At 73.2% G+C, this 12,668-nt stretch carries 10 protein-coding genes; 5 read left to right on the forward strand and 5 right to left on the reverse strand.

From position 1 onward, the window contains the following. Window positions 1-318 precede the first annotated feature (318 nt). Together OO62_RS33195 and OO62_RS33200 are read right to left on the reverse strand one after the other, a co-directional pair. A complete protein-coding gene (locus tag OO62_RS33195; protein WP_033271410.1) occupies window positions 319-1,209 on the reverse strand; it encodes a hypothetical protein in 891 nt (296 codons plus the stop codon). 3 nt (window positions 1,210-1,212) lie between these two features. Beyond that, a complete protein-coding gene (locus tag OO62_RS33200) occupies window positions 1,213-1,860 on the reverse strand; it encodes a papain-like cysteine protease family protein (protein WP_033271411.1) in 648 nt (215 codons plus the stop codon). Between the two features lie 239 nt (window positions 1,861-2,099). Here OO62_RS33200 and OO62_RS33205 point away from each other — a divergent pair, with 239 nt between their 5' ends. Further along, window positions 2,100-3,035, forward strand: a complete 936-nt coding sequence (locus OO62_RS33205; RefSeq protein ID WP_033271412.1) for a hypothetical protein — start codon at window positions 2,100-2,102, stop codon at window positions 3,033-3,035. Window positions 3,036-3,077: 42 nt separating this feature from the next. Here the strand turns inward: OO62_RS33205 and OO62_RS33210 are convergent, their stop codons facing one another. Beyond that, window positions 3,078-3,491, reverse strand: coding sequence for a Rieske (2Fe-2S) protein (locus OO62_RS33210; RefSeq protein WP_033271413.1), 414 nt, complete (start codon window positions 3,489-3,491; stop codon window positions 3,078-3,080). A gap of 314 nt (window positions 3,492-3,805) precedes the next feature. Here OO62_RS33210 and OO62_RS33215 point away from each other — a divergent pair, with 314 nt between their 5' ends. Further along, a complete protein-coding gene (locus OO62_RS33215) occupies window positions 3,806-4,852 on the forward strand; it encodes a LacI family DNA-binding transcriptional regulator (protein ID WP_033271414.1) in 1,047 nt (348 codons plus the stop codon). Beyond that, window positions 4,849-5,883: a carbohydrate kinase family protein gene (locus OO62_RS33220; RefSeq protein ID WP_033271415.1), complete on the forward strand. Its 1,035-nt coding sequence runs from the start codon at window positions 4,849-4,851 to the stop codon at window positions 5,881-5,883. Before OO62_RS33215 ends, OO62_RS33220 begins: the two co-directional genes overlap by 4 nt. A gap of 145 nt (window positions 5,884-6,028) precedes the next feature. Here OO62_RS33220 and uvrA read toward each other — a convergent pair whose 3' ends face one another. Both uvrA and OO62_RS33230 read right to left on the reverse strand, forming a co-directional pair. Next, window positions 6,029-9,055, reverse strand: coding sequence for an excinuclease ABC subunit UvrA (uvrA, locus tag OO62_RS33225; RefSeq protein WP_033271433.1), 3,027 nt, complete (start codon window positions 9,053-9,055; stop codon window positions 6,029-6,031). 284 nt (window positions 9,056-9,339) lie between these two features. Then, window positions 9,340-10,056, reverse strand: a complete 717-nt coding sequence (locus OO62_RS33230; protein ID WP_078617487.1) for a TetR/AcrR family transcriptional regulator — start codon at window positions 10,054-10,056, stop codon at window positions 9,340-9,342. A gap of 75 nt (window positions 10,057-10,131) precedes the next feature. Between OO62_RS33230 and OO62_RS33235 the strand changes: the two genes are divergently transcribed. Then, window positions 10,132-11,703 carry an FAD-dependent monooxygenase gene (locus OO62_RS33235; protein WP_211267959.1) on the forward strand — a complete coding sequence of 524 codons (1,572 nt, stop codon included), beginning with the start codon at window positions 10,132-10,134 and terminating at the stop codon, window positions 11,701-11,703. Window positions 11,704-11,928: 225 nt separating this feature from the next. Beyond that, window positions 11,929-12,660, forward strand: coding sequence for a maleylpyruvate isomerase family mycothiol-dependent enzyme (locus tag OO62_RS33240; RefSeq protein ID WP_033271417.1), 732 nt, complete (start codon window positions 11,929-11,931; stop codon window positions 12,658-12,660). Window positions 12,661-12,668 lie beyond the last annotated feature (8 nt).

A 12,668-nucleotide genomic window follows, 5' to 3' on the forward strand; every position in this document is an offset into this window, starting at 1 on the left:
CCCCCGAACCCCACCCCCGCCCCCTCCCCCGAAGGGGGAGAGGGGGAGGGGGCGGGGGGACGCGATCCGGGGCAGGGACGCGATCCGGGGCGGGGTCACGGACCGGGGTGGGGTCACGGACCGGGGCCGGAAGGCCACCGACCGAGGCCGGAAGGCGCCGGACCGAGGCGAGGGAGTAAGGGAGTAGCGGACCGAGGCGAGGATGCGCCGGACCGGAGTCGCGGGCGGGAGGCGGCGGACCGAAGCCGTGGGCGGGCTGCCGGGCAAACAGGGGCCGCCTCCCGCCCGCGGCTCAGCAGCCGTCCCGGCGGCTCGGCGTCAGCGGCCGCTGCGGCGCCTCCGCAGGGCCGTCGTGGCGGACAGCCCGAGGGCGAGGAGGGCGGCGGCCGCCGCCACCGTGGTGGCGGCGGTCACCGGCAGTCGGTCGCCGGTGACGGCGCTCGCCTCGGCGGGCTGCCGGGCGGCCGGCTCGCCGGCGGCAGGGGCGGGCCCGGTACCGCCCCCGGTGCCGGTACCGGGCCCGTAGCCGCCCGCCTCGCCCCGCTTGTCGTACGCGGAGCCGGGCAGCTTGTCGCCGTACGCCTTGGCCACCCGCTTCCGGTAGGCGTCGACGGTGGTGCCGTGGGCGCCGACGGCCTTGCGGGCGTCCGCGTCCAGCGGTTCGATGCGGTCGCCGCGCTGGAGGTACCAGGCGTCGATCTGGGGCTCGTGGAATACCGTGCCGGAGGCGTCCCGGGCCGCCCCGGCCGCCGCGTAGCGGGTCTCGTCGTCGCCGCTCGCGATGTTGACGACCTTCCAGGAGCCGCCCCGGTGCGCCGTCCACACCGAGGCGGTGCGGCCGTCCGCGGCCACCGCCTTGCTGGCGAGGAACTCCAGACGGGCGACGGGGGCCGCGACCCGGCCGCGGACGAAGTCCGGTGAGAGGGCGTAGACGGGAACGGTGCCGCCTTCGATGCGCGGTGCGGCGGATGCGGTGCCCGGTGCGGCCGCGGCGGCGCCGCCGCGTTTCCGCTCGGCGGCGAAGAACCGGGCGAGGGTGTCCAGGGTCGCGGGGTCGGTGGCCGCCGCGCGGGCCGCGGCGACGCCGTCCCGGGCGGGGGCCTGCGGCGCGGGCACCGGTGCGGCGAGCGCGGCGTGCGGCGCGAGGCCGAGGAGGACGGTGGCCAGCGCCCCGGTGGTGACGGCGCGGACGGCGGTGCGCTCGGTCATGGCTCAGGCTCCTATCCGGTAGAGGGAGTGCGTCCAGGAGAAGGAACTGCCGTTCACGTAGTAGCCGAAGTCACCCCAGTTGTAGCGGTAGTTGGACGCCCAGGGGTCGCCCCAGTAGACCCAGTTGCGGTCGGTGTCGTAGCCGTAGACGACGTGCATGTGGCCGCCGCCGGAGGCCCACTGGATGCGCGTCTCGATGGGGCGGTTGGCGTTGATCTCGCTCTGGACGGTGGGGTAGCGCAGCCATCCCGTCACGTAGGAGCCGGGGCTGATGCCCATCCAGTTGAAGGCGTTCTGCACATTGCCGAGGGTGGCCTGGTCGTTGGGGCAGGTGGTGCCCTGCTGGCGGTTGAACGCGGCGTTGCAGAACTGGTTCTGGCTGTAGTTCCTGCCGTACCAGGTTGCGATGGTGTTGCCGGAGCCGGCCCAGCACCAGTTGGTCTGCTCCTGGGCCTGCATGGCGATGTCGAGGCGGTTGGCGGTGCGCAGGGCGGGCGCGGTGTGCGCGGTGTGCGCGGTGACGGTGGCGTGCGCCGGCGGTGCGGCCGCGGCTGCGGCCGTCCCGGGGAGCACGGTCAGTACGCCGACGGTGAGCGCCGCTGCCGCGAGCCCTCTGCGGCGTACACGGCGTGCGGGGAGTGCACAGGTCATGGCGTTCCTCCCGACTGGGGGGTGAGGGGTGAGAGGAGCGCATCCGGATGCTTGCGAGGAGCATCAGGTGTTGTCGCAGGCAGGTCAACACGCTTCAATGCGGGATGACATGGGGGTGTGTACGGACGGGCCCGGATGTGAACGGCCGGTGCCCGGCGTACTGCAGTGAACAGACAGGCAGAGCGCGCGGCGTGCGATCCGGTTGTGAACGTTCACCGGAGCGCCGGAGGATCGAGGCGATGGCACAGAACGCTCCCCAGTCGGCCGAGCTGGCACAGCTGCTGCGGACCGGCCCCTTCCACCTCGCGTTGCGCTCGGCGCTCACCGCCCGGGGACTCGCTCTCACCCGCGTCCAGCACAAGCTCGCACAGCGCGGCATCACCATCGGGGTGACCAGCCTGAGCTACTGGCAGCAGGGGGCCCGGCGCCCCCAGCGCCCGGAGTCGCTGCGGGCGGTGCGCGCCCTGGAGGAGGTGCTCGACCTGCCCGCGTACTCGCTGCACCGGCTGCTGGTCCCCGAGGGCGGACGCCCGGAGGCCGAGCGCCCGGCCGCCCGCTCGTACCGCTCGCTGGTGGCGCCGGCCGGCACGCTGCAGCGGCTCTTCACCGAGCTGGAGATCCCCGCGGACGGCGGGCTGCACACCGTGGGCCACCACGAGCGCGTGCGCATCGGCCCCGCACGCCGGCTCGCCGAGCGGGAATCGCTCCAGGTGGTCCGCGCGCACCGGGACGGTGTGGACCGCTACGTCGCCATCCACCGGGGCGAGACGGGCTGCGACCCGTCCCGGGTCCGGGTGCGGGCCGGTGAGAACTGCCGCCTGGGCCGGGTCCGCGGCGACGCCGAGGCCGGGGTGGTGGTCGCCGAGCTGCTCTTCGACACCCGGCTGCGGGCCGGTGAGACCCATGTCTTCGGCTACGCCTTCGAGGACGGCAGCGGCGGCCCCAGCGCCGAGTACCTGCGCGGCTTCAGCTTCGCCGGCGGCCAGTACGTCCTGCAGGTGCGCTTCGACGAGGCGGCGCTGCCGGTGCGCTGCCGCCGCTTCGCCCAGGCGTCGGCGGGCGCCCCGCGCAGCGCCCAGCAGGAGCTGACGCTCAGCGGCCTCCACCACGCGGTCCACCTCGTGGAGCAGGGCGTACGGCCGGGGATCCTGGGGATCGGCTGGGACTGGGGGTGAGGCGGTGGCGCCGGCCGAAGTGCCCGGGCGCGGCCGGCCGCGTCAGCCGGCGATCAGCTTGCCGTCCTCGGCCTTCACCGGGACCTCGGGCAGCGGCTCGGCGGCCGGGCCCTGGATGACCTTGCCGGTCGTGACGTCGAAGCGGCTGCCGTGGCAGGGGCAGCTGCCCTCCTTCTTCTCGACCTCGGACAGGATGCAGCCGGCGTGGGTGCACTTGGCGCTGAAGCACTTGTACTCGCCCTTGGCGGGCTGCGAGACGACCAGCCGGTCCTCGCGGTAGAGCCTGGCGCCACCGACCGGGACGTCGGCGGCGGCCCCCAGCTCGACCGGCTTGGCGGGCACCCCCGAGTCGTTCCCGTCCGCGTCCCCCGGTGAGCAGGCCGCCAGCCCGAAGCCGGCGGCACCGGCGAGCGCGGCCCCCCGCAACACGGTCCGGCGGGCGGGGGACTTGCTCATGGCTGCTCCAGGGCGACGGGGTCAGACGGCTTCGGCCCCTGACGATACCGGGGCGGACCAGGCCGATTCCGACCGGGCCGGGCCGCCGCACAGCAGGTCCTGTTCGCTCTCCTCCGAGCTGCAGCCCTTGGCGTGCGGCCCTTGATCTTCCGCCCTTGATCTCTCGCCCTTGGGCCGCGCGGAGACGTAAGCGCTTACGCAAGCGTTTACGTCTACCGCCGGATACTCGTAAGGTGGTGCACTCGCGGGACGGCGCCGTGCCCGGAACGGCCGTGGGCGCCGCCGTGGCGCCGCGCGCGGGGAGGAAGAGCCGGATGACGACGATGATGGATGTGGCGCGGCGGGCGGGGGTCTCCGTCGCCACGGTCTCGCACGTGCTGAACGAGACCCGGCCGGTGCGCCCGGACACCCGGGCCGCGGTGCTCGGCGCCATCGAGGAGCTGGGCTACACCCACAACACCCTGGCCCGCTCGCTGGTCACCTCCCGCACCCGCTCCATCGGCCTGGCGGTCTCCGCGATCAGCAACCCGTACTTCACCGAGATCCTCCAGGGCGTCGAGGCCGGTGCGCTGGAGGCCGGGTACAGCCTGCTGATCGCCGACCCGCACGACGATCCGCACCACGAGCGCAAGGTCGTCCAGCTGCTGCACGAGCGGCGGGTGGACGGCATGATCGTCGCGCCGTCCGCCGAGCCGGCCGAGATGGTCGACTACCTGGCCCGGCGCGAGGTGCCCACCGTCTTCCTGGACCGGCTGGTGGGCGACGCGTACGACCAGGTGTGCGCCGAGAGCACCGGTCCGGTGCGCCAACTGGTCGAGCACCTGGCGGACTTGGGGCACACCCGGATCGGCCTGGTGGCCGGGCTGCCCGGGCTGAGCACCACGACCGAGCGCGTCCAGGGCTACCGCGAGGGGCTGCGCGCCCGCGGCCTGCCCTTCGCGCCGGAGCTCCTGGCCGGCGGCAACTCCGAGGCGGAGGGCGCCCAGGACGCCACCCGCCATCTGCTGGCCGCGCCGGAGCCGCCCACCGCCCTCATCACCGCCAACAACGCGATGACCATCGGCGCGCTCCGGGCGCTCGGCGCACTGGGCCTGCAGGTGCCCCGGGACATCGCGCTGGCCTGCTTCGACGACTTCTCCTGGGCCGATCTCTTCACGCCCCGGCTGACCGCGATCGCCCAGCCCAGCAAGGACATCGGGGCGGCGGCGGTACGGCTGCTGCTGGAGCGCCTCCAGGAGCCGGACCGCCCGGCGCGCACCGTCCGCCTCCCCTGCGCCTTCGTGCACCGTACGTCGTGCGGCTGCGCCGAACCCGTCCCGGCCGCTCCCCCGGCCGCCCAGGAAAGGAACCGCACCCCGTGATCGTCGTCGCCGGCGAGGCGCTGATCGACCTCGTCCCCAGCCCGCAGGCGTCCGCCCCGGGCGATCCGTTGCCCGCGCTGCTGCCGCGGCGCGGCGGCGGGCCGTACAACACAGCCCTCGCGCTGGGGCGGCTGGACTCGCCCACCGCCTTCTGTTCCCGGATCTCGACCGACAGCTTCGGCGAGGCGCTGCTCGACGGGCTGCGCGGCGGCGGGGTGGAGACCTCGCTGGTGCAGCGCGGCGGTGAACCGACCACCCTCGCGGTGGCGGACATCAGCCCGGACGGCTCGGCGGGCTACGGCTTCTACGCCGACGGCACCGCCGACCGGCTGTTCGCACTGCCGCCGGCGCTGCCGGAGGGGGTGCGGGCGCTCTCGCTGGGTACCTGCTCGCTCGTCCTGGAACCGGGCGCGAGCGCCTACGAGGCACTGCTGCGCCGGGAGGCCCGGCGCGGGGTCTTCACGGCGCTCGACCCGAACATCCGGCCCGGCCTGATCCCCGACGCGGACGCCTACCGGGCGCGCTTCTGCTCCTGGCTGCCGGATCTGGGGCTGCTGAAGTTGTCGGAGGAGGACGCGCTGTGGCTGACGGGAGCGCCGGCCGGGCCGGGCGACGGGCCGGCGGACGGTCCGGACGGGGCCGCCGGCGGGTCGGGCGGGCCCGCGGGCGGTGCCGGCGGCGGGCTTCCGTACGCGGTCGTCGCGGCGGCCCGCGAGTGGCTGGCCGCGGGCCCGGCGGCGATCGTGCTCACCCGCGGCGGTGCCGGCCTGACGGTGCTGACGCGGGACGGCGGGGAGGTGACGGTGCCGGGCGAGCCGGTCACGGTCGTCGACACGATCGGCGCCGGCGACACCGTCAATGGCGCGCTCCTGCACCGCCTGGACGCCCATGGCGCCCTCTCGTACGCCGCGGTCGCCGCCCTCGGCGCGGACGACTGGCGGGACATCCTCCGCTTCGCCGCCCGCGCGGCGGCCGTCACCTGCTCGCGCGCGGGTGCGGAACCGCCGTTCGCGGCGGAACTGGCGGCATGACGGGGCGGCACCGGCGGGCCCTCGGGGCATAGGGACCCAGGAGCCCCGGGGTCTCGGGGTCTCGGGGCGTACCGACGACGGCGGGCCGTCACCGCTCCCGTGATGGGAGGGTGACGGCCCGCCGTGGGTGACTACGCCGGCGTCCTCAGGACGTGGCCCGTCGGACCTTCGCCGTCGTCTTCTTCGCCGCGGTCTTCTTGGCCGCGGTCTTCGTCGCCGCGGTCTTCGTCGCCGGCGTCTTCTTGGCGGCCGTCGTCGCGTTCCTCTTGGCGGCCTTCTTCACCGGGCCGGGGTTGGCGCCCGCCCCGGCGACCGTCGCGGCGTCGCTGACCCGGTCGCCCAGGATCTCCCGCAGGAACTTGCCGGTGTGGCTCGCCGGGATCGACGCGATGTCCTCCGGGGAGCCCTCGGCGATGACCAGCCCGCCGCCGTTGCCGCCCTCGGGACCCATGTCGATGACCCAGTCGGCCGTCTTGATCACATCGAGGTTGTGCTCGATGACGATCACCGTGTTGCCCTTGTCGACCAGCCCGGACAGCACATTGATCAGCTTGCTGATGTCGTCGAAGTGCAGACCGGTGGTCGGCTCGTCGAGGACGTAGACGGTGCTGCCCGTCGAGCGCTTCTGCAGCTCGCTGGCGAGCTTGACGCGCTGCGCCTCACCGCCGGAGAGCGTCGGCGCGGACTGCCCGAGGCGGACGTAGCCGAGGCCGACCTCGTGGAGCGTCCTGAGGTGGCGGGCGATGGTCGGCACCGCCTCGAAGAAGCTCAGCGCCTCCTCGATGGGCATGTCCAGCACCTCGGCGATGGACTTGCCCTTGTAGTGGACCTCCAGCGTCTCGCGGTTGTAGCGCGCGCCGTGGCACACCTCGCACGGCACGTACACGTCCGGCAGGAAGTTCATCTCGATCTTGATCGTGCCGTCGCCGGAGCAGTTCTCGCAGCGACCGCCCTTGACGTTGAAGGAGAAGCGTCCCGGCAGATAGCCGCGGACCTTGGCCTCCATCGTCTCCGCGAAGAGCTTGCGGACGTGGTCGAAGACCCCGGTGTACGTGGCCGGGTTGGAGCGCGGGGTGCGGCCGATCGGCGACTGGTCGACGTGCACGACCTTGTCCACCAGATCGTCGCCCGCGACCCGGGTGTGCCGGCCCGGCACCGACTTGGCGCCGTTCAGCTCACGCGCGAGGTGGGTGTAGAGGATGTCGTTGACCAGCGTCGACTTGCCGGATCCGGAGACGCCGGTGACGGCGGTGAACACCCCGAGCGGGAAGGAGACGTCGATGTCGCGGAGGTTGTTCTCCTTCGCGCCGTGGACCGTCAGCTGCCGCTTGGCGTCGGCGGGCCGGCGGATGTCCGGCGTCGCGATGGCCTTCTTGCCGGCGAGGTACTGACCGGTGATCGACTCCTTGTTGGTCAGCAGCTGCTTCATCGGGCCGCTGTGCACGACCTTGCCGCCGTGCTCGCCGGCGCCCGGGCCGATGTCGACGACCCAGTCGGCCACCTTGATGGTGTCCTCGTCGTGCTCCACCACGATCAGGGTGTTGCCCATGTCGCGCAGCCGCACCAGGGTTTCGATCAGCCGGTGGTTGTCGCGCTGGTGCAGGCCGATCGACGGCTCGTCGAGGACGTAGAGCACGCCCACCAGGCCCGAGCCGATCTGGGTGGCCAGGCGGATGCGCTGGGCCTCGCCGCCGGAGAGGGTGCCGGCCGCGCGGTTCAGCGAGAGGTAGTCCAGGCCGACGTCGACCAGGAACTTCAGCCGCTCGTTGACCTCCTTGAGGACCCGCTCGGCGATCTTCTTCTCGCGGGCGTCGAGCTTCATCTCCCGCAGGAAGTCGGCGCAGTCGCTGATCGACATGGCCGCGACCTCGGCGATCGACTTCTGCTGGACCGTGACGGCGAGGACGATCGGCTTCAGCCGCGTGCCCTCACAGGTCGGGCAGGGCACCTCGCGCATGTAGCCCTCGAAGCGCTCGCGGCTGCTGTCGCTCTCCGCCTCGGAGTGCCGCCGCTTGACGAACGGCACGGCGCCTTCGAAGGGGGTGGTGTACGCCCGCTGACGGCCGTAGCGGTTGCGGTAGCGGACCTCGATCTGGGTCTTGTGCCCGTACAGCAGGGCCTTCTTGGCGCGGGCCGGCAGCCCCGCCCAGGGGATGTCCGTACGGAATCCGAGGGCGTCGGCCAGCGCGCCGATCAGGCGGCCGAAGTAGTCCTTGGTGTGGCCGCCGGACCAGGGGTGGAGGGCGCCGTCGTCGAGGGAGCGGTCCTCGTCGGGGACGATCAGCTCGGGGTCGACCTCCATGCGCGTACCGATGCCGGTGCAGTCCGGGCAGGCGCCGAAGGGCGAGTTGAAGGAGAAGGAGCGGGGCTCCAGCTCCTCGAAGGACAGGTCGTCGTAGGCGCAGTACAGATGCTCCGAGTACATCCGCTCGCGCTGCGGGTCGTCCGGCTCCAGGTCGACGAAGTCGAGGATGACCATGCCGCCGGAGAGCCCGAGGGCGGTCTCGACGGAGTCGGTCAGCCGGCGCTTGGCGGTCTCCTTGACCGTGAGGCGGTCGACGACCACCTCGATGGTGTGCTTCTCCTGCTTCTTGAGCTTCGGGGGCTCGGAGAGCTGGATGGTCTCGCCGTCGACCCGCGCCCGGCTGTAGCCCTTGGTCTGCAGGTCGGCGAAGAGGTCGACGAACTCGCCCTTGCGCTCGCGCACCAGGGGGGAGAGCACCTGGAAGCGGCTGCCCTCGGGCAGCTCCAGCACCTTGTCGACGATGGCCTGCGGCGACTGCCGGGCGATCGGCCGCCCGCACTCGGGACAGTGCGGCTTGCCGATGCGGGCGAAGAGCAGGCGGAGGTAGTCGTAGACCTCGGTGATCGTGCCGACCGTCGAGCGCGGGTTGCGCGAGGTCGACTTCTGATCGATCGAGACCGCCGGGGACAGGCCCTCGATGAAGTCCACATCGGGCTTGTCCATCTGCCCGAGGAACTGCCGGGCGTAGGAGGACAGCGACTCGACGTAACGCCGCTGCCCCTCGGCGAAGATCGTGTCGAAGGCGAGCGAGGACTTGCCCGACCCGGAGAGACCCGTGAAGACGATGAGGGAGTCACGGGGAAGGTCGAGCGAGACGTTCTTGAGATTGTGCTCGCGAGCGCCACGGACGATGAGACGGTCGGCCACGCCGGTCGGCACCTTTCTTGGGTTCAGGGGCGGGAGCCGCGGCTCTGCGTCCGCCGCTCGGTGACGAGCAGAGGCGGGGAAGCGAAGCGGAGCCCCGCCCCAGGGTAGGGGCCCCGTCACGGCACTGTCTTTGGGATGCCACACACGAGCCTATAGCACGCGCATTCGATTTACCGGGCTCGCAAGCCCTCTTCACCCGAACGTGTGGCGGCGCCACATCCTTCCCGCGGCCCGCCACACGCCCGTACGCTGCACAAACGCCCCCGCATGACACCGCCCCGGCGTCAAGCCGACAGTGCCCGCTCCAGCGCCTCGAACGTCCGCCGCAGCACCTCGACCTGCCCGGCGGCCACCTCGTCGACCGCCTCGCCCCCGAGCTGCCGGCCGATCGCCTCGGCGTACGCGGCGCGGATCCCCGCGATGATCAGCGCGGCGGCCAGCCGGGAGCGGTGGCCGGGCCGCTCGGCGTCACCCCCCTCGGTCTCGGCCAGCAGCCCGGCCAGGGTGTGCTCCAGCTCCTCCACCACCTCACGCCCCCGCGCCCGCAGCGCCGGCGAGTCCAGCACCGTCCGCCAGAAGTGGCCGTACCCCTCCCCCACGGCGGCCAGCGGGTGCCGCTGCGCCAGCAGGTCGAGGGTGAGCCGGCGCAGCGCGGCCAGCGGCGTCTCGTCGGCGCCGCGCTCCCGTACGGCGCGGATCAGCAGCTCCCGCCCCTCGGGGACCCGGTCGAGGAAGAGATCTTCCTTGCGCGGGAAGTAGTTGAAGACGGTCATCGTGGAGACCTCGGCGGCGCGGGCGACCTCGGCGACGGTGACGTTGTCGAAGCCGTGCCGGATGAACAGCAGCGTGGCCTCGCCGGAGATCCGCTGCCGGGTGCGCAGCTTCTTGCGCTCGCGCAGCGTCAGCCGCCCGTCCTCCTCGCCGAAGCCGGTCTCCCCCTCCGGGCCGACGACCCGCCCCTCGACGGCCGACTCCGTGCCTACGTCTCGCTGCTCGTCCATGCCTCAGATCCTAGGCCGCACGTTCCACTAAATTTTAGTGACAATAAATTTTTAGTGACTACACTCCTGCTCATGATGAGTGACGCAGACGTAGTGGTGGCGGGGGGCGGCCCGGTGGGGCTGATGCTCGCCTGCGAACTGGCCCTGGCAGAGGTCTCGGTGATCGTCCTGGAGCGGCTCACCGAGGTGGACACGAAGATCAAGGCGGGAGCGATCAACTCCCCCAGCGCGGAGGCGTTCTATCGGCGCGGCATGCTGCCCGGCCTGGCCGCGGCGCAACGCGAGGCCGTCGAGAGGTTCAGCTCGTTCCTGCGGCAGCGGCAGGCCGCGGGCGCCCCGGGGGTGCAGGCGCCGCCGAGGTTCGCCGGGCACTTCGCCGGCATCATGCTGCGCGGCGACCGGCTGGACGAGTCCGATCCGGACTTCGACGGGCCCGGCCCGGCCGGCGAGGTCGGCCTCGTTCCCCAGGAGGTCCTGGAGCGGCTGCTCGCCGCACGCGCCGCCGAACTCGGCGTCGAGCTGCGCCGCGGGGTGACGCTCACCGGCTTCGACACCGGCGAGGACGGCGTGACCGTGCACACCTCCGAGGGGACGCTGCGCACCGGCTGGCTCGTCGGGTGCGACGGCGGCCGCAGCACCGTCCGCCGGCTCGCCGGCTTCCCGTTCCCCGGTACCGCCCCCGAGATCACCGGCCACCAGGCCCTGGTGGAGATGACCGGCGCCGAGAAGCTCGGGGCGGGCTGGAACTGGACGGAGACCGGCACCTACGTCCACGGCCCGATGCCCGGCCGGATCCTCACCGTGGAGTTCGACGGCCCGCCCGCGGACCGCGAAGCCCCCGTCACCGCCCAGGAGTTGGAGGAGTCCCTGCGGAAGGTCTCCGGTGTCGAGGAGGTGCGGATCCACCAGGTCCTCACGGCGACCCGCTTCACGGACAACGCTCGTCAGGTGACGGACTACCGGGCGGGGCGGGTGCTGCTGGCCGGTGACGCGGCGCATGTGCACGCCCCGTTCGGCGGCCAGGGACTCAACCTCGGTATCGGGGACGCGATGAACCTGGGCTGGAAACTGGCCGCGACGGTACGCGGCTGGGCTCCCGACGGACTGCTGGACACCTACACCGCCGAACGGCATCCGATCGGTGCGTGGGCCCTGGACTGGACCCGCGCCCAAGTGGCGCTGATGCGGCCGGAGTCGCACGCCCGGGCACTGCGCGAGGTGATCGCCGAGCTGACCGGAACGGTCGACGCCACCACCTTCTTCGCCAAGAAGATCTCCGGTGTGTGGCAGCGGTACGACCTGCCGGGCGACCATCCGCTGACCGGCCGCAGCGTGCCCGACCTGGAGTTCTCCGACGGCAGCCGGCTCGCGGAGCAGCTGCACGGCGGACAGGGGCTGTTGCTCGACCTCACCGATGACGCCGAGCTGCGCAAGCGGGCCACCGGGTACGACGGCCGGCTCCGGGTGCTGACCGCCGAGTGTCCCGGGCGGCCCGGCCTCGCCGGCCTGCTGGTGCGGCCGGACGGCTGCACCGCCTGGGCCGCGGACCGCGCCGACGCCTCCGGCTCCGCCGTCCCGGCCGCACCGGACGAGCTGGACGCCGCGCTCCGCCGGTGGTTCGGCACGCCCGCCGACGCGGCGGCCTGACCACCGGGAACCGCCCGCGGGCGGCGCCGCGCCCGGCCGTCCGGCCCCGCGCGCGCCGCCCGCCCCGGCTGCCCGCTCCTGCCGGGACGGCTGCCCGTTCCCGCCCTCCCGGCTGCTCTGCTCCCGCCCTTCCGGCTGCTCTGCTCCCGCCCCTCCCACCCGGCGTACGCCCCGATCGGTGCGGGCCGACTCCCGAAGCCGGCTGTCTGGCGCTAGCTTCGGAGCATGACCGTCACCACGCCTGACTTCGCGCACGATGTGGCAGCCGTCCGTGAGGCAACCGAACGGCTGCTGGTCTCGGTGGGCAAGCTCGACGACGCCGCGGTCGGGGAACCCTCGCTGCTCCCCGGCTGGACCCGCGGGCACGTCCTCGCCCATCTGGCCCGCAACGCGGACGCCTTGGCCAACCTCCTCACCTGGGCCCGCACGGACATCCGTACGCCGATGTACGCGAGCTCCACGGCCCGGAACGCCGACATCGAACGGGACGCCGACCGGCCGCTGGCCGCCCATCTGGAGGGCCTGCGGGAGAGCGCCACCCGCTTCGACGCGGCGGCGGACACGCTGCCACGGGCCCGCCGGGCGTTCGAGGTCGAGATGCGCAACGGCGTGGTCGAGCGGGCCGACCGGCTGCCGCTGCGCCGCCTCGCCGAGCTCGAACTGCACCACATGGACCTCGGTGTCGGACACACCCTGGACCAGCTCCTGCCCGAGTTCGTCGACAGCGAGCTGGCCTTCCTCGCCACGGTCAAGTTCGCCGGCCATCCCGATCTGCCCGCCCTGGAGCTCCGCGCCGACGACGGACGCCGCTGGCACACCGGCCGTCCGGACGACGGGGGCGGGGAGGTGGTGGTGAGCGGCCCGGCGCGGGCCCTGGTCGGCTGGCTCACCGGTCGCGGCGACGGGGTGGAGCTCGACGCTCACGGCGCCGCGCTGCCTGTCGTACCCCCGCTCTAGAGTGGATC

The organism is Streptomyces lydicus, assembly GCF_000717345.1.
GTDB lineage: Bacteria > Actinomycetota > Actinomycetes > Streptomycetales > Streptomycetaceae > Streptomyces > Streptomyces lydicus.

What these genes read in the sequence shown, in the direction of transcription:
- OO62_RS33230 (WP_078617487.1), bottom strand. Translation starts at nt 10,056, where the DNA reads ATGGACGAGCAGCGAGACGTAGGCACGGAGTCGGCCGTCGAGGGGCGG.
- OO62_RS33195 (WP_033271410.1), bottom strand. Translation starts at nt 1,209, where the DNA reads ATGACCGAGCGCACCGCCGTCCGCGCCGTCACCACCGGGGCGCTGGCC.
- OO62_RS33240 (WP_033271417.1), top strand. Translation starts at nt 11,929, where the DNA reads ATGACCGTCACCACGCCTGACTTCGCGCACGATGTGGCAGCCGTCCGT.
- OO62_RS33210 (WP_033271413.1), bottom strand. Translation starts at nt 3,491, where the DNA reads ATGAGCAAGTCCCCCGCCCGCCGGACCGTGTTGCGGGGGGCCGCGCTC.
- OO62_RS33205 (WP_033271412.1), top strand. Translation starts at nt 2,100, where the DNA reads ATGGCACAGAACGCTCCCCAGTCGGCCGAGCTGGCACAGCTGCTGCGG.
- OO62_RS33235 (WP_211267959.1), top strand. Translation starts at nt 10,132, where the DNA reads ATGAGTGACGCAGACGTAGTGGTGGCGGGGGGCGGCCCGGTGGGGCTG.
- OO62_RS33215 (WP_033271414.1), top strand. Translation starts at nt 3,806, where the DNA reads ATGACGACGATGATGGATGTGGCGCGGCGGGCGGGGGTCTCCGTCGCC.
- OO62_RS33200 (WP_033271411.1), bottom strand. Translation starts at nt 1,860, where the DNA reads ATGACCTGTGCACTCCCCGCACGCCGTGTACGCCGCAGAGGGCTCGCG.